The 15,843-nt window shown below is 63.4% G+C and carries 14 protein-coding genes; 1 reads left to right on the top strand and 13 read right to left on the bottom strand.

What is annotated here, in order from left to right; translation table 11 throughout:
• Positions 1-22 precede the first annotated feature (22 nt).
• The 11 genes from E6O51_RS14280 to E6O51_RS14330 form a co-directional block, all read right to left on the bottom strand.
• Positions 23-1,012: a universal stress protein gene (locus E6O51_RS14280; RefSeq protein ID WP_136385667.1), complete on the bottom strand. Its 990-nt coding sequence runs from the start codon at positions 1,010-1,012 to the stop codon at positions 23-25.
• A gap of 12 nt (positions 1,013-1,024) precedes the next feature.
• Entirely contained in the window at positions 1,025-3,499 is a 2,475-nt protein-coding gene (locus E6O51_RS14285) for an efflux RND transporter permease subunit (RefSeq protein WP_136385668.1), read from the bottom strand.
• A 26-nt stretch (positions 3,500-3,525) separates the two neighbouring features.
• Positions 3,526-4,590: a WD40/YVTN/BNR-like repeat-containing protein gene (locus tag E6O51_RS14290; RefSeq protein ID WP_136385669.1), complete on the bottom strand. Its 1,065-nt coding sequence runs from the start codon at positions 4,588-4,590 to the stop codon at positions 3,526-3,528.
• Between the two features lie 228 nt (positions 4,591-4,818).
• Positions 4,819-6,465, bottom strand: coding sequence for a DUF1302 domain-containing protein (locus E6O51_RS14295; RefSeq protein ID WP_136385670.1), 1,647 nt, complete (start codon positions 6,463-6,465; stop codon positions 4,819-4,821).
• Positions 6,466-6,523: 58 nt separating this feature from the next.
• The gene (locus E6O51_RS14300) at positions 6,524-7,417 is read right to left on the bottom strand and encodes a VOC family protein (protein ID WP_136385671.1); all 894 of its coding nucleotides are present in this window, start codon (positions 7,415-7,417) and stop codon (positions 6,524-6,526) included.
• A 355-nt stretch (positions 7,418-7,772) separates the two neighbouring features.
• On the bottom strand, positions 7,773-8,834 hold the full coding sequence (locus E6O51_RS14305) for an NADH:ubiquinone reductase (Na(+)-transporting) subunit F (RefSeq protein WP_136385672.1): 1,062 nt from the start codon (positions 8,832-8,834) through the stop codon (positions 7,773-7,775).
• Between the two features lie 196 nt (positions 8,835-9,030).
• Positions 9,031-9,390 carry a phenol hydroxylase subunit P4 gene (locus E6O51_RS14310; RefSeq protein WP_136385673.1) on the bottom strand — a complete coding sequence of 120 codons (360 nt, stop codon included), beginning with the start codon at positions 9,388-9,390 and terminating at the stop codon, positions 9,031-9,033.
• A gap of 32 nt (positions 9,391-9,422) precedes the next feature.
• Positions 9,423-10,949, bottom strand: a complete 1,527-nt coding sequence (locus E6O51_RS14315) for a YHS domain-containing protein (protein WP_136385674.1) — start codon at positions 10,947-10,949, stop codon at positions 9,423-9,425.
• Between the two features lie 24 nt (positions 10,950-10,973).
• Positions 10,974-11,243 carry an MmoB/DmpM family protein gene (locus tag E6O51_RS14320; protein WP_136385675.1) on the bottom strand — a complete coding sequence of 90 codons (270 nt, stop codon included), beginning with the start codon at positions 11,241-11,243 and terminating at the stop codon, positions 10,974-10,976.
• Positions 11,244-11,246: 3 nt separating this feature from the next.
• On the bottom strand, positions 11,247-12,242 hold the full coding sequence (locus tag E6O51_RS14325; protein ID WP_136385676.1) for a ferritin family protein: 996 nt from the start codon (positions 12,240-12,242) through the stop codon (positions 11,247-11,249).
• 20 nt (positions 12,243-12,262) lie between these two features.
• The gene (locus tag E6O51_RS14330; protein WP_230976802.1) at positions 12,263-12,532 is read right to left on the bottom strand and encodes a phenol hydroxylase subunit; all 270 of its coding nucleotides are present in this window, start codon (positions 12,530-12,532) and stop codon (positions 12,263-12,265) included.
• Positions 12,533-12,826: 294 nt separating this feature from the next.
• Here E6O51_RS14330 and E6O51_RS14335 point away from each other — a divergent pair, with 294 nt between their 5' ends.
• Entirely contained in the window at positions 12,827-14,641 is a 1,815-nt protein-coding gene (locus E6O51_RS14335) for a sigma-54-dependent Fis family transcriptional regulator (protein ID WP_136385677.1), read from the top strand.
• Positions 14,642-14,901: 260 nt separating this feature from the next.
• On the opposite strand, the gene E6O51_RS14340 is transcribed toward E6O51_RS14335, so the two are convergent.
• Both E6O51_RS14340 and E6O51_RS14345 read right to left on the bottom strand, forming a co-directional pair.
• Positions 14,902-15,081, bottom strand: coding sequence for a hypothetical protein (locus E6O51_RS14340; protein ID WP_136385678.1), 180 nt, complete (start codon positions 15,079-15,081; stop codon positions 14,902-14,904).
• A gap of 176 nt (positions 15,082-15,257) precedes the next feature.
• Positions 15,258-15,821 (bottom strand): hypothetical protein, encoded by a 564-nt coding sequence (locus tag E6O51_RS14345; RefSeq protein ID WP_136385679.1) that lies wholly within the window; start codon positions 15,819-15,821, stop codon positions 15,258-15,260.
• Between the last annotated feature and the right edge of the window lie 22 nt (positions 15,822-15,843).

Below are 15,843 nucleotides of genomic sequence, written 5' to 3' on the forward strand. Positions count from 1 at the left end.
GATGTCGATGATGCGGGCGGGCTCAATGCCCCTTGAAGCGCGCGAACAATTGCCGGAATTCGTCTTGGTGCGCGATCGACGCCGCCTGCCTGTCGTCGCCGAAGACTTCGTATCCGACCTTCTGCCACGCTGCATCCGACAAGGCGCGCTCGGCCTGAAGCAACAGGGCTCCGTTCTCGGCCTTGACATGCCGCCTCACCAGGGCGCGCCATTTTTCGGCCGCATCGCGGACCAGCCCCATGCCGCCCGACGCCCGCGCATTCCAGGCATGGGACAGGTCCGCAAAGAGGCCGGCTTCCTCCTCGTGCTCGGCGGCGATCTCCTCGAGCCCCTCGCACTGTTCTCCGTTCGAACCGCGCAACGCCGCCAACAGACGGGTTTCCTTCGGCTGGTGTACCTCCGCACTGAAACGGGCCAGGCAGGCCAGCGCGTCCTCGATCCAGTCGGAATCGACCCGCTCGGCATCCAGGGCCGCGACCAGTTGATCCGCCAATGCCATCCAGTCGGCATGCTCGTCACGGAGACGCGCAATCACCCTGCTCTTCATCGGCTCCGGCATCACGCCGGTCTCCGCCACGAACACGGGCACCGGAGAATGCAGCAATACCTTCACCGTGACCGAGTCGAGAATCTTCTGCAGCACGGACCGGCGGCCATGCGAGCCGATCACGATCAGGTCGGCCGCGCATCGCCGGGCCGCCTCGACGATCTCCTCGTGTACCCGTCCCTTGTTCAACGCGCCGACGAAGCCCGCCTCCACGCCGCTCATGCGCGCCCAGGCCAGGGCCTTCGCCTCCACATAGCCATCGGCCCACAGATACTTGCGCGCGAACAGCAACGGCGACATGGCATGCAGCAGGCCGGCATCGCCATCGACGATGTTCTGCGCATCGGCCTGCAGATACAGGAAGGTCACGCGCGCGCCGAACACGCGCGCCAGCTCCACGCCGCGCTCGATCACCAGCATCGACAGGCTGCTTTCATCCACCGGGATCAGGATGTTCTTGTACATCGTGGCCGCTCCTCAGATACGTACGGCGGTGGCCGGCACGGGCGCCGGGCGCGCGGGTTGTTCCGCCGGCGCGGGTTCGGCCTCGCTCCGCGCCGCCAGGCCGGACGGCGCATCGCGGCGGGCCGCCGGCAGCAGGAAGGTGGCCAGCGCGGGGATCAGGATCAGCGCGCCGAGCATGTTCCACAGGAACATGAAGGTCAGCAGAATGCCCATGTCGGCCTGGAACTTGATCGGCGAGAAGGCCCAGGCGCCGACGCCGATCGCCAGCGTGCAGCCGGTGAAGATCACTACCCGCCCGGTGAACACCAGCGAACGGTAGTAGGCTTCCGACAGCGTTGCCCCGCTGCGCAGCCAGGCCTGGGTGACGCTGAGCACGTAGAGCGCGTAGTCCACGCCGATGCCGACGCCGAGTGCGATCACCGGCAGCGTGGACACCTTGATGCCGATCCCCAGCCCCACCATCAGCGCTTCCACCAGGATGGAGGTCAGCACCAGCGGCAGCACCGCGCACAGCACCGCCCGCCACGAGCGGAAGGCGATCACGCACAGCAGCGTGACGGCCACATACACGCCCAACAGCATGCGGACGTTGGCCGACTTCACCACCTGATTGGTCGCCGCCTCGATACCGGCGTTGCCGGCGGCAAGTTCGAAGCGGATGCCGGCCGACGGATTGGCCGCAACGAAATCCTCGACCACGCGCACCACCTCGTCGAGCGAGTCCGCCTTGTGGTCCTTCAGGTAGGCATAGATCGACAGCAGATCGCAGGTGGCGTTGAACAGCTCGCGCGGGGCACGTGCCGCGCTGCCGTTGATCAGGTGCTGGTTGGCGACGAGGTCGTACCACTTCAGGCTGCCCTCGTTCATGCCCGCCGAAGCGCGGCGCACCAGCCCGGCGAAGGAACTGGTGCCCTCCACCACATTCGACTGGCGCAGCGACCATTCCAGCGCATCGACCTGCAGCAGCTTGTCGTAGTCGGCGCAGTGGCCCTGCTCGGTGCGGCCGAACACCACGAACACGTCGCTGCCGGCCTGGTAGTTGCGCACCAGGAAGTCGTTGTCGATGTTGTAGCGCGAGTCCGCACGCAGCTCCGGCGCGCCGGCGTCGAGGTCGCCGATCTTCACCTCTTTGCTCACCAGGAAGCCGCCGACGCCCAGCACCAGCGCCACGCCGATCGCCCACGCCGCCGGACCGCGCCGGGTGAACAGATCGAGGAAGCGCCACAGACCATGCTTGCGGGCAGCCGCAGTATCAGTCGCTCTCTCTTCGCGCAAACTGCGCTCGGCCGCCCGCGGCGACACCCCGGTGTAGGACAGCAGGATGGGCAGCAGCGCGAGGTTAGTGAAGATCAGGATGCCGACGCCCAGGCTGGCGATCAGCGCCAGCTCGCGGATCACCGGAATGTCGATGATCGTCAGCACGGCGAAGCCGACGACGTCGGCCAGCAGCGCGGTCGCGCCGGCCACGAACAGGCGGCGGAAGGTGTAGCGCGCGGCGATGAGTTTGTGCGTGCCGCGGCCGATGTCCTGCATGATGCCGTTCATCTTCTGCGCGCCGTGGCTGACGCCGATGGCAAAGATGAGGAAGGGCACGAGGATGGAATACGGGTTGAGTTCGAAGCCCAGCAGCGGCAGGAAGCCGATCAGCCAGACGATGCCGATCATCGTGGTCGCGATCACCAGCAGCGTGCTGCGCAGGCAGCGGGTGAACACGTACAGGATCAGCGCGGTCACCACCAGTGCGAAGGCGAAGAAGGCGAGGATGGCGTAGAGGCCGGCGATGAGGTCGCCCATCACCTTGGCGAAGCCGGTGATGCGGAGATGGACGCCGCGTGCTTCGTAACGCGTGCGGATGTCCTCCAGGCGGTCGGACAGCGCGCCGTAGTCCAGCCGCTGGCCGGCCTGTTCCACCAGCGGCACGTAGATGATGGACGAGCGGAAATCCGGCGCCACCAGTTGCCCGATCTCGCCCGAGCGCAGCACGTTGTCGCGGAAGGCGGCAATGCTGGCGGCCGAGCCGTCGTAGTCCTCCGGCATCACCGGGCCGCCCTCGTAGCCCTCGTCGGTGACGCCGATCCAGCGCACCGCCGGCATCCACAGCGACTTCATGAAGGCGCGGTCGACGCCGGGCAGCAGATAGACCTCGTCATTGACCGCCTTGAGGATGCCGACGTAGTCCGGCGTGAAGATATCGCCATCGGGCGCGGCTTCGACCACGATGCGCACCGCGTTGCCCAGGCCCTTGACCTCGTTCTCGTATTTGAGGAAGTTGAGGACGTAGGGATGCTGGTTGGGGATGGTCTTGAGGAAGCTGGCGTTGAGCTGCACGCGCAGCGCCGAGAAGGCCAGCGCGGCGGTGACGAGCGCGCACAGCAGCACGATCAGCCCGCGATGGTTGAACAGCAGACGCTCGACCGCGTTGCCGGAGCGGTGGTCGAACTGCTCCAGGCGGGCGATCGATTCGAATTCCTGTGTGGAGACGGCCATGTTCCTGTCCGTTTGTGGTTGTGGGCTCAACGCCCGGACGTAGCGAAGCGCAGCGTGCCGGCGAAACCGCTGGCGACCACGCCACCGTCGGCCGCGAGCGTGAGGCCGGTCAGCGGAAAGCGGGCGCCGTTCTCGAGCCGGTGTGGCGTGCCGCCGCCAGCGAACTGCCAGAGGCCGCCGCCGTCATCGGCCAGCAGAAAGCCCTGCCCGGCGAGCACCAGCCCGGCGGCGAAGGAGTACTTGGTGTCGACCGGCAGGCGCTGCCAATGCCCGCCACCATCGTCCGAATGCCACAGCGCGCCGCGCAGGCCGAACAGCAGCAGTTCGTCGCTCGCGCCGATCAGGCCGAACCAGCTTCCCTCGACCGGACTTTCCAGCCGCGCGAAGCGGTTGCCGCCGTCGGTCGAGCGGTAGAGCAGCCCCTGCTCGCCCGCCAGGTAGAGCGCATTGCCCAGCTTGCGGATCGCATAGATGTGGCGATCCTCGTCGCTGTCGAGCAGTTCGCAGGCCACACGCCAGCGTTTGCCGCCATCGTCGGTGGCGAGCACCAGGCCGTAGGCGCCGACGGCGAAGCCGCGCTTGCCGTCGAGGAACAGCACGTCGAGCAGCGGCTTGTCCGGGCCCTCGTCGATGAAGCGCTGCAGCTTGTCGGCGAGCGCTGTGTCGCCCGCCGCCCGGGCGGCCCGCAGCGCCTCCAGCAGGGCACCGCCGAGCGCGCGGCCGTCGGTCTGCCGGGCCCATCGGTCGCCGCCGTCCACCGTCTGCAGCACGACACCGCCATGGCCGACCGACCAGCCGGTCTGGCGGTCGGCGAAATGGACCGCGGTCAGCGTGACCGAGACCGGCACCTCGGCCTGCGTCCAATTGCGCCCGTCGTCGTCGGAGAGCAACACGTGGCCGCGCTCACCGACGGCGACCAGCCGGCCCCCGACTTCGGCGACGTCGAGCAGTGCGCCGTGCACGGCCAGTCTGGAAATCTGCGCGGGACGGTCGAGCGGCGTCGCCTGCGCCGCGGCGAGCGCCACCGTGTATGGGTGCAGGGTCAGCAGCGAGGCTGCAAGCGCCGCACGAAAGCAAGACTGGATTCTCATGATCGTTGGGGGTATTCCGGAAAATCTCTGCGATCTGGAAAAAGGGATGCAGGCTCCCTCCCCTTCACGGGGAGGGTTCGTTTGGGAATGGGGTATCCCCCTTCCAACCTCCCCTTGAAGGGGGAGCCCTCCGGCTCTCAGCGCACACGCCCCGACAACACATCCGGCGTAGAAACCGACTTCGGCGTCATCGGCACCGCCTTCAACTGATCGTCGGGGTCCTGGAACTCAGAAGCTGTACTGCGCCGAGAAGGACACGTAGTCGCGGTCCTTCAGGGCCTGGCCGAAGTTCTGGACGTAGCCGCCGCCTTCAGGCAGCAGCGTAGTCTTGGTGGCGCCGAAGAAATGCGTGTAGCCGAGCGACAGCCGCAGGTTCTTCAGGTATTCGCCCTTGACCCCGATGCTGAGGTCGCCACCTTCGTGCGCACCGCCGTTGAACCCGCCGACCACCGAGGAACGCCCTTGCGGGTTGTAACCCAGGCCGATGGGCACCGAGACGTCCAGACCGGGCAGCACCTGGTAGTAGTTCGGTTCGAAGATGAAACGCACGCCCCAGGCATCACGCGTCGCGTTCGGGTCGAGCGCGGGCCGGTTCTTGGTCACTTTCAGCAGGCGGTTCCAGCCGAGTTCGGCGGTAAGGGTGGCGTTGTCGAACAACGCGCTGCTGCCCCAGACGTAGATCGCGGAGAAATTGGCATGCGCGGTGCGGCCGATGGCGTAGAGCGCGTTGCCGTCGTTGTCGGCAGTACCGGCGAGGTCGAGCTGGCCGGTCGACACCAGTGGCATGTCGGTGCGGTAGGACAGTTCGCCGGCCACGTTCGCGCCACCCAGCACCGTGCTGAAGCTCGCGCCGTAGGCCTTGATGTTCTCCGGATACACCCAGCGGTAACCACCGATCGCCGGCAGAACGTAGGCCTGCGGCGTCTTGTCGTGGTAGCGCACCGCGTAGAAACCGTACTCGGTGTCGCTGCTCTGCGGCCGCCAACGCAACTCGATGCCCCCCTGCCCCTGGTCGCGCGCGTCCATGTCCTTCGCCCGTGCGAGGGCAATGCCGGGGCCGACGAACAAGCGTTCAGCTCCGTCGCCAAGGAAGTCGATGGTGCTGAAGTAGCTACCGGCAGCCGGCAGGCGGGTCTTCTTCCAATCGAACTGGTAGTAGGCACCGAGGCTGAACTCGGCATTGATCTGCAACTGGCCGGAGATCTGCTGCACCGGCATCAGCAGTTCCTTGAACTGGGTGTTGGGCACCGACAGCAGCTTGACGGCATCCACCGGCCCCTGCGCCGCGGCGATGCCATTGGCGCCGAAGAACAGCGTCTCGCCATACACCAGGGTGTGCTTGCCCGCGCGCAGCGTGAGCGGCATGCCGGCGGCGTCGAAGCGGCCGAACACGAAGGCGTCGAGCAGTTCAGCCTTGCGGCCGTGCAGCTTTTCCGTCGCATCGGTGAAATGGCGATGGTCCACGCTGACCGAATTGTTGGTCAGCGGGCTGTCGTTGTCGTTGCGGCGGTTGTAGATGTCGTCGTACCAGGCGGCACCGCTGAGACGGAAGCCAAAATTCTTATAGACGACGTCCAGTTCGGACAACAGGTCGACGCGGTTCGAGACCAGGCCGCGGGAGAAATTGCGGTCGCCATCGTCCTGGTTGACCTCGGCGACCAGTTCGCTCGATGCGTCCTTCACTCGCCACATCGCGCTGTACTTGAGGTTGTTGTCCCAGCGGATTTTCAGGTCCGGATTCCCGGTATCGAACTCCATCGCCTGTGCGGATGCACAAAGCGAAATCAGGGCGATGCCGCCAGCCACACGGGTCAGGAACCTGCCGGACGAAAGCGCCTGCCCCGCAGGACTTCCCTTGCTTCTCTTATGTTTCATCTCCACCTCCTTTATTTGATTTAATTGTCATCCGCACCCGCATTGCGGGTGCCTGCTGCTATCCGGGCAAGGCGTAGTGGTGACCCCAATCGCTCAGTTGCGAGTAATTGCGCACGGTCCAGCTATCCCTGTCGATGACGATGCCGCCCCACCCGTACTCCATGGAGAAACCGGACGGCGTCATCACGTAGAACGAGGTCATCCGGTCGTTCGGGTGGTGGCCGAGATCGAAGGCCAGAGGGATTCCCGCCTTGCGCACCCGATCGAGCGCCAGTCCGACGTCGTCGATCGCACTGGCCTGGACCATGAGGTGGTGGGTACGCTTCTGGATGGGGATTTCGCCAGTCGCCAGCGAATGGTGGCGACCGGTCACGGTGTGGAAGAAGGTGGCATCCACGGCGACGCCGGGGAACTTCTCGGTGTCGCGGATGTAGTCGGAGATCCGCAAGCCGAGTTTTTCCGCATAGAACCGCACCGATTCGGCCGCGTTGCGCGCCACCGCGAGAATGTGGCCGACCCCCAGTTCGCCGGTGACGAAGCCGCCGAGCAGCACCGGCGAGTTGAACGGCCGGGAAATGGGCGCATGGGTCGGCCCGTAGCTGAACTCATGCCTGAAGCCGCTCGGGTCGACGCAGTAGAAGAGCTTCTCCACCAGGCGCGACTGGCGAAGCGCGGCATCGCCCTCGACCACGTCCACGCCGCGCCGCCTCAGCAGATCGACGTATGCCGAAAGATCGGCCTCCGTCTCGAGTTCCCAGCCAAGGACCGTGACGTCGTCCTCTTCGCCACGCTCGACGATCATGCGGTACTCGCGCTCGTCCATGCGCAGGCGCAGGACGTCGTCCCCCCGGCTGCCGACCTGCAGCCCGAGTATGCCGGCGGCGAATTTCTCCCAGTCATCGAGATTGCTGGCATTGATGACCACGTAACCCAGCGTCGAAACTTCAACCATCTCATCCTCCTTTTGATCCCTGCAGTGATCGGTCACTCTCGGCGGGGGAACCATTCTTCTCAGTGGGCCGATGCGCACCCGCCCGGCCTCCGTGAATTTGTCTATTGCCATTCTTTCTGCCGCGGAACGTCATGCCGTCATCCGTTCGGATGATTTTCCCGTGGGGCGGACTTGCTTCCGTCCGGACCCGGCTGCGCCATCGGGACAAGACGAGGCCATGCGTTCCGGAGAGCGCATGCGGACCATGTCCATACATCCGTTTACGGGGTCACGTGCGCAAAGAACGAAGCCCGGGAGAGCAGCGCCTTGCGCGCCGCCTTGCCGGGAATGTGCGCCGCCCGACTTGAGCCAGGAATCAGATGTTCCTGAAGAGCGGACTGCGCACTTGCTGCGCGTCTGCTGCCGACAGGAATTTTTCGGTGTAGATGTCCCGCTCGAACAGGCGCCCCTGCATCAGCGTGGAGATGCAGGCGTCGATCATCACCGGTGGCCCGCAGAGATACGCCTTGTGGCCGCGGAAGTCGTTGCCGAACTGTTCTCGTGCCGCGTCGTGCACGAAGCCTCGCCTCCCCGTCCAGGCGGAGGCGTCCGGTTCGTCGGAAAGCACGGGCACGTAGGTGAAGTTCGCGTGCTCGCGGGCCATCGTCTCGAATGCCTCGTGGTAATAGAGTTCCGCACGGTTTCTCGCGCCGTATATCAGCGTGATCGGAAAATCGCACCCCTGCTCCAGCAGATCGAGAATCATGGAACGGGGACTCGAGAGCCCCGAACCACCGGCGAGAAAGATCATCGGAACATTCGATGATTTGCGCACGAAGAAGCGGCCATAGGGGCCGGTCAGGCGGACTTGATCACCCTCCGACAGGGCGTCGTGAATCCAGGTCGTTGCGGCGCCACCAGGCACGAGACGGATGTTCAGTTCGATCTCCCGGGTATCGGCCGGGCTGCTCGCCAGCGAGAAGGCGCGGCTGCCGAGTCCGCCGGGAATACGCAGGTTGATGTACTGCCCGGCTTGGAAGCGCAGTGCCTGGCCCTCGTCGAGCCGGATCCAGACGCCCTTGATGGTGGGGGTCAGGTTCTCGATGCGGCTGACCGTGCCGGTGAAGTCGCGCACCGGCAGGTTGAGGGCATCGGGCTCGACGTCGATATCGGCCTCGATCGTCACGTCCGACTCCAGGGTGGCACAGCACGCGAGGCACATCCCTTCCTCGCGCTCGTGATCCATCAAGGCGAAATTCGACGCCTCGCCGTGATCGACCTCGCCGTCCAGGACCTGGACCTTGCAGGTCGCACACAGTCCGTGACAACAGGCATGCGGCAGATAGATCCCGGCGCGCAGGCTCGCGTCGAGGATGGTCTGGCCGTCCTCGACTTCGATCGCCTGGCCGAGGGGCTCGATGGTCAATTGGAAGCTCATGTGGAGAATCGCTTTTTTCGCGGTTACTGATAGCAGACCGGACAACGCCAGGAAGATGGGCTCCCGGACGTGTCCACAGACACCCACGGCGAAGGGGTCTTGATTCCGGCGATGGCCGGTGTTCCGTGAGCCGACACCTCGGCTACCGGCCAGGAGCCCTCAAGCCGGTTGCCAAGGTGCCGGCCCGCGGCAAGGTTCAGATTCCCAGGCCCCTGTACCCCTTCAGTCCGGGCGTGGAGAAGCGCAGAAAATCCTTGTGATGAAGGCCGTTGTCCCGGATGGACTTTTCCGGGTCGGGCGTCCAGGGTTCGTCGTCCTTCTCCCAACGCGCCTCCGCCCAATTGATATGGGCCGCATCGGGATGAACTTGCAGGATGGGGGCGACCATTCCGGTCAGGACATCGCCGAACTTCATCTCCGGCGAGACCAGCAGGCTGAATGGCGCCGCCAGCATCAGGTGCCCGTCCCAGCACATGTACAGAATCTGGTTGCCGTGGTAGTTGGCCACCGTGTCGCGGGCGACGCCCACATACTCCTTGACTGCAGCAACTGGCATGTCTCTTTTCCTCCTTTGTTGAACCGGATTGCTCAGCTATTGGTGGTTGCCATGCCTCGCCATTGGGCAAAGTTGCGCTGATCTTCCGACCCTTCGAAGCCCATGTTGTCGATGCCGGGCCGCAGATGCACCCACTTGAAGAATTCCTCGAGACCGCCGCCGCCCATATTGCCCTGCAGCATCTGATTCACCGGCAGCCAGGACTGGATGTACTTCTCCGGTTCGTTCTCGAAGATGTGCTGGCAATGATCGGAACAGAAGTGGTACTTCTCCTTCTTGTACACGGTCTGGCGATGGCACAGCTTTGTCGGGTCGCCGGGTTCGGTGAAGATCATGGGGAACTGGCAGACTTGGCAGTTCGCCCCCAGGCCACCCGCATTCACGTAGCGCTTTCCCTCTTTCTCCATCTGCGCCCACATTTCCCACCGCGGCCGGTAATACTTGTCGAAGGTGTCCGGGTATTTGGCCGACAGCCAGTCCAGTTCCTCCGGTGAGGGGATCCAGGTGTGGAACATGGTGCCGAAGTTCCACTGGTACAACGCGGCCCACAGCTGATGCGACACGTGCTCCTTCGCCTCGGCAGCCTGCGCGACGCAATCGGGCACCTTGATACCGTAGCGCGCGAGATCCCTGAACAGGGCGCCGCCGTTCTGCTCGAAGTAGATATCCCAGGCTTCCCTCCAGCTCATCACGCGCTTGGGCAGCATGTAGTCCATCATCGCGCCGATCAGCGACAGGAAGCGGGTACCACGCCAGGTCCACTTGTCGATCCAGCCCTGGACGATCGGCAGGTTGTCGGGATCCTGCTCCAGCATGAACTTGATGCACTCGAGCCCCAGCGTCATGTGGCGCGCTTCGTCCGACTGCGCGGAAAAGCCGAACGTCATCGTACCGACGTCGCCGTTGTAGGCTGCACCGGAAACGAACGGCACGAACACCAGGTTGGTCAGCACGTATTCGAATGAGAAGCCGATCGCCACCATCCACTCGAACGGCCCGCCGGTGATGGCGTCGTCGATGAAGGATTTGCCGACGGACTGGTACCACATGCGCGGGTACTGATGCACGAAGGCGTTGATGCCGTTGTAGTACTTGTTGTAATTGCTCGCCGTGTGGATCTGGGTCTGGGCGTGGCGGATCTCGTCGATCGCCTGCATCTGGCAGGCGACCCGCGGCCCGACGCCGCGGAACTGGCGGCCAGCGATCGAGAACCCCCGGTGCGCCATGTATTCCACCTGCGGCACCGCGGTGAAGAAGATCTTGATCGCATTGATGTAGCGCGCGTCGGTCACGTTCAGGTGGCCATTGGACTGGTTGAACGAGTCCAGAATCGCGTACAGCTTGCGCTCCTTTTCGGCCTGGTACTTCCAGTACGCGTCCATCGTCAGGCGGAAAGGGTCTTCCCACTTATCCCAGTCGTGGACCTTGATTCCCTCGTATTTGTCATAGGGAAACACCACGTCCATCGGCTGATAGGTGGTCTCCCAGTCGAGACCGCGCGTCAGATGACGATAGCGGTCCTTGAGCGACATCTTCTTCTGCGTAGCTTTCATATCCATTTCCTGCCCCTCCGTTGTCGGTATTCAGTCTTTCCATGCCAGGGTGAATTCGTCATCGTCTTCATCCAGATGGCCGGAGATCGTGATGAGATTGACGTTGAGTTCCTGCAGATCGTAGGGACGGCCGATGCGTTCTTCGATCGAAGCGCGCTTCACTGTTAAACAGCCCTCGGCATCGATCTTCACCAGCCCTGGACTATGCTGGACGGTGGCCGCCGGGTTGTCCGCGACGATCGCGTCGACGATCGGGCGGGTTTCCTCGTTTGCCTGAAACGCAATGAATACGATCGACATTTATCACTCCCCTTCCCAGATTCCGAGCTTCTGCAGACGAGCCTTGAGCTCATCGGTGATCACGCCGACAACGGCTTCGGCATCCGAGCCGAAGGCGGCAACCGCCAGGGCGGCCAGGGCTTCGGTACCGCGGCCGAAGTAGTCGAATGCCCATTCCGACACGAGAAGCTTGTTCTCCGCCGACTCGGCGACGGCCGTCTTGACGATGGCATCGACCCAGCGCGTGGCCTCGCTGTCCCAGTCGCTCATGAACTTGGTCGCCAGGCCATGGAAGGCATTGCCGTCTGCGGAGATCAGCGTGCGAAGGTGGCGATACAGGAAGGGATAAAGAAGACCGTCGAGCACGAGGTTCTGCGCGACGAAGAGTTCGAACCAGTCCTTCACGACGAAGCTGTCCTCGAGATAGCGGCGCAGGGGCTGCCACGATGCTCCGCGCAGCCAGAGTTCCTTCGCTGCGTGCAGCGCCTCCTCACCGCCGAGCGCCAACCCGATACGGCTGATCTGCTGCGCGATCCCGAGCCGGTCCATGGCCGCGTAGTTGCACGCCGCCTCGAACGCAGTCCCGTACCCGTATGCCGACATGAACATGTTGTTCATGTTGGCCCCCCATTCCGCATGCCGCGCGGGCACCAGGAACTGCAGCATCAGCTCGCGGGAGCGCTCCGGCAGCGCCTCGACCATGCCGTTCTCCACCGCAAACGCGAAGGCCGAATCCGCCGCCTCCTGCTGCTTGGCGCGGGCGATGGTGTAGGCGCCGTAGTAATACTGGCGCGGATCCTTGAAGTCGTACCAATCCTTCATTCGGATTCGGGTGCGGCGCTCATCGAAGATTTCGAGATCCGGCTCCCATGTCGGGCGGTAGTGATAGAGCCAGGTCTGCTGAATGTCGTAAGTGCCCTCCTGATAGCGCGTCGCGGGCTTGTCGCCGAACCGCTCCGCCAAGTGATCGAAGGTCTGGCGCAACGGTTTGATTTCGACGGTTCGCAAGTCAATTTGCATCTATGTCTCCTGATTGATTTCTAAGCCTCGTGCGGTCCACCTGCGACGCGGTCGACGACATCTCTCAGCCTCCAGCCCATTTCGCCATCGGCGCAATGTTCGCTGGAAGAGGTGAGAACGACAGCCCGATTCCGGGCGCAGAACTCTTCGAACGCGTTCTGTGGAAGGATCAACTCAACGAACAACTCGGGGTCGCCGATCGCGAAGTCGAACTCGATGAAGCCGCCCGGCCTGTTGCCCGTGACGCGGACGTACCTGCGGCTGTGAATCAGCCCTGATAGCTGTTGCACGACGTCTCCTCTTTCTCGAAGCATCGGACGAAGGGATGGCCCGCTACGCCGCATGCTCGCTTTTCATGGCCATTTGGATGGCAAGGCTCTATAGCAGCCATCGTGCCAACCACCCTTCAGGCACATGAGGGAGAACCGACCTTGAATCCAAGCACTTGCATTCATTGAGTTTTTTCCGGCCTTTCTTTCTAAGTCAGGCCAGGAGAGCGCTCATACCCCAAGGCAAGTGCTTGCCAAGGGAGGGCGGAACTCATAAATTTCCGACCACGCAGCTCAGATTGTTTGAATTTTCGAATGAACGCCAAGAAGCGATCAGCGCACACGCACGCATCCAGAGACCCGCAGAAGTTCGGGCACTGGGACGACGGCCTCGACCTCACCGAGGCCCGTCCTGAATTGAAGAACCTGACCGAGCGCCTTCACTTCGATCTGAAGGAGGGCATGATCTGGCTTGGCACCCAACGGATGCTGCTGCTGCAGAAAGAGTGGTTCGCCGACCTTCGGGAGGAACTGTGCACACTGCTGGGCCATCAGCAGGCGCGTGGCCTCTTGACACGCCTGGGTTACGCGGCGGGCTGCCGGGATGCCACGGTGGCGCTCGACCTGTACGGCCCGAACGCCTCGCGCGACCTGATCTTCACTGGCGGGCGGCTCCATGCGCTTCACGGCATGGTGGCCCCCATGCCGTTGATGATCGACATCGACCCCAACGGAGGGCATCTACACGCCGAGTTCATATGGAAGAACTCCATCGAGGGGCAGAGCCACGTCGATCGGCACAGCATAGGCACCGACTCGGTCTGCTGGATGGAAGTCGGGTATGCGTCGGGCTTCATCACGACGTGCCTGGGTACCCCCGTCCTCGTTCGGGAGATCGAGTGCCGGGCGCGGGGCCACGCCTGCTGCCGGGGCATCGCACGCTTCGCACACGAATGGGAGGATGCCGAGGAAGACATGAAGTTCATGACGGCATTGCCTCGAATCGCCCCCCGGGAAACCCCAGCCACCTCGGCCAGACACGAGGAAGAGCGCCCCGCAGACGCCACCGGAGGATACGGCCAGGCAGGCACACGGGGCAGCAGTGTCATCGGCCGCTCCGCGGCCTTCAACGCCGTCCTGCACCAGGTGAATCAGGTTGCGGACACGAACGCGACAGTCCTGCTGTTGGGCGAAAGCGGCGTCGGCAAGAGCGCCTTCGCGCGGGAGGTTCATCTGTCGAGCAGGCGTGCCGACTTCCCCTTCATCGAAGTCAACTGCGCAGCCATGCCGGAGTCGCTGCTGGAGTCCGAACTTTTCGGGGTCGAGAAAGGCGCCTACACCGGGGCCAGCGCCTCGCGCCCGGGAAGGTTCGAAGCCGCGGAGGGCGGCACCCTGTTTCTCGACGAGATCGGCACGCTTTCCCTGTCGGCCCAGGGCAAACTGCTTCGGGTGCTCCAGAGCGGGGAGTTCGAACGACTGGGCAGCAGCAGGTCTCTTCGCGCCAATGTTCGACTGGTTACTGCGACAAACGAGGATCTCGAGGGCGCGGTCAAGGCGGGGCGATTCCGGCTGGATCTGTACTACCGACTGAACGTCTTCCCAATTCACGTTCCACCACTGCGAGAAAGAAAGGAAGACCTCCCGGCATTGATCAGCCATTTCACGGCGATCTACGAGCAAAGGCACACACGTCAGGTCGCCGGACTGACCCCGCGTGCCTACCGCGCGCTTCTCGTTCATGACTGGCCGGGAAACATCCGCGAGTTGGAAAACATCCTCGAACGCGCAGTCATCCTCTGCCCCAAGGGAGAGCCGATCGACATTTCCCATCTTTTCAGCAGCAATCACTCACCAAAGGGCAAGGGCCTCCAATGGCTGAGTGAACTCGGGACGCTGATTGGCGGTGAAAACGACAACGAGCAGTCGACGAACGGTCAGGACGGCAACTGGGCGAAGGAAGCGCTCGAAGGCCAGTCCGAAACACTGGACGGCATGGAGCGCAGGCTCATCGAGGCGGCAATAGAGGCAGCAGACAACAACGTCGCGCGAGCGGCCAAACGCCTGGGCGTCACACGAGCACGGCTCGATTATCGGTTAAAGAAATGGAGGGAGGAGGACTCCCGTCTGTGACCCCGAATCTCATGAAGAACTCGATACTTGCTTCGGTTCCATCCATACGAAACCAACACACAGAAAACAAGGTGGTGCGTCCCCTTCTGGAAGCGCGGCCATATCACAGACCAACCCATCGCCCATGGCATCAGCCGAAATCCGGCAGCCTATGGCTTGCCCCACACCTGCAACAGCGCGGGAGCGGCTGGTGTCGATGAAGTCGGTGCCCCCCACGGCCACCATCTACCAAAAAGCGCTTGAGTGACGATGAGGCACCGCTAGCCTACGTAGCAATTCTCGTTGTGCCAGCGCAGATAGACCGCACCAGGACGATGATCCGGATGTTCCGGCAGCCTCGGCAGGGGCTGACCATGCAGGCGATAGTAGGCCTTGCCGTTGAACCACTCCTCACTGATGCGCGGGCTGACCTTGACGTGATAATCGGGTGTGACGGTCACCAGCAACGTTCCTCCCAGGTGACCCTCCGTTTTCAACCAGAGGGCACAGGGGCAATCGCTTCACTGTCCTCGGTCCATCCGTGACTAGGCGCACGGCATCGATCCGCATCGGATCAAGTGCAATTCGGCTCGAAAGCCATTTTCGCAACAGTTCCATTCGAAAATATCCGGCCTGACTACCGACCCAGTAATTGCGTTCGAGACTTGGCGATAGCGCGCAGCCGGGCGCGGACGATTTTTCTTTGCTCGGGCTTTGGCAACGTAGCGAAATCCGGGCAGGGCTCACCGTCGAGCCGTGCTTCTGGACCGAACATGTGGCCTTGCAGTTCGATCAGGTGTTGGGAGAGTCGGTGCTCGTCGTCGTCCAGGTGTTCGGGATGGTCGTGCAGGTATGCGCGCGTCTTGCTCAGATCCAGGCCGGTGGCCCAGGCCATCAGGCAGACCTGGGTCTCGCGGTAATGCAGGTCTTCCAAACCACGGAGCAAATCCAGGAGCGGGTCCGATGTCTGGGTGGCTGTACGCAGGAAGCGCGGCTTCGGCCTGAGCAGTTCCTCCAGCCGGTCGGCGACATCTTTGAGCGGGGCAGATAGGGGCCAAGTCTGGCGGCGTTCCCACAGGCGCAGGATGAGATCCACGCATTCGCGCCGCGCCGACTCCCCCGCCGCACCTTCGGGGGCGGAGGCAGCACTTTCCATTTTCTCCGCAAGATAGTGGGCCAGCCAGCGGCCCAGGGTATCCATCTCACGGTCGAGCTTCAGCTCC

The sequence above is a fragment of the Pseudothauera rhizosphaerae genome (genome assembly GCF_004801305.1).
Classification (GTDB): domain Bacteria; phylum Pseudomonadota; class Gammaproteobacteria; order Burkholderiales; family Rhodocyclaceae; genus Pseudothauera; species Pseudothauera rhizosphaerae.

Excerpts from the sequence above, each read along its gene's own strand:
- E6O51_RS14280 (WP_136385667.1), bottom strand. The coding sequence starts at position 1,012 with ATGTACAAGAACATCCTGATCCCGGTGGATGAAAGCAGCCTGTCGATG.
- E6O51_RS14285 (WP_136385668.1), bottom strand. The coding sequence starts at position 3,499 with ATGGCCGTCTCCACACAGGAATTCGAATCGATCGCCCGCCTGGAGCAG.
- E6O51_RS14290 (WP_136385669.1), bottom strand. The coding sequence starts at position 4,590 with ATGAGAATCCAGTCTTGCTTTCGTGCGGCGCTTGCAGCCTCGCTGCTG.
- E6O51_RS14295 (WP_136385670.1), bottom strand. The coding sequence starts at position 6,465 with ATGAAACATAAGAGAAGCAAGGGAAGTCCTGCGGGGCAGGCGCTTTCG.
- E6O51_RS14300 (WP_136385671.1), bottom strand. The coding sequence starts at position 7,417 with ATGGTTGAAGTTTCGACGCTGGGTTACGTGGTCATCAATGCCAGCAAT.
- E6O51_RS14305 (WP_136385672.1), bottom strand. The coding sequence starts at position 8,834 with ATGAGCTTCCAATTGACCATCGAGCCCCTCGGCCAGGCGATCGAAGTC.
- E6O51_RS14310 (WP_136385673.1), bottom strand. The coding sequence starts at position 9,390 with ATGCCAGTTGCTGCAGTCAAGGAGTATGTGGGCGTCGCCCGCGACACG.
- E6O51_RS14315 (WP_136385674.1), bottom strand. The coding sequence starts at position 10,949 with ATGGATATGAAAGCTACGCAGAAGAAGATGTCGCTCAAGGACCGCTAT.
- E6O51_RS14320 (WP_136385675.1), bottom strand. The coding sequence starts at position 11,243 with ATGTCGATCGTATTCATTGCGTTTCAGGCAAACGAGGAAACCCGCCCG.
- E6O51_RS14325 (WP_136385676.1), bottom strand. The coding sequence starts at position 12,242 with ATGCAAATTGACTTGCGAACCGTCGAAATCAAACCGTTGCGCCAGACC.
- E6O51_RS14335 (WP_136385677.1), top strand. The coding sequence starts at position 12,827 with ATGAACGCCAAGAAGCGATCAGCGCACACGCACGCATCCAGAGACCCG.
- E6O51_RS14345 (WP_136385679.1), bottom strand. The coding sequence starts at position 15,821 with ATGGATACCCTGGGCCGCTGGCTGGCCCACTATCTTGCGGAGAAAATG.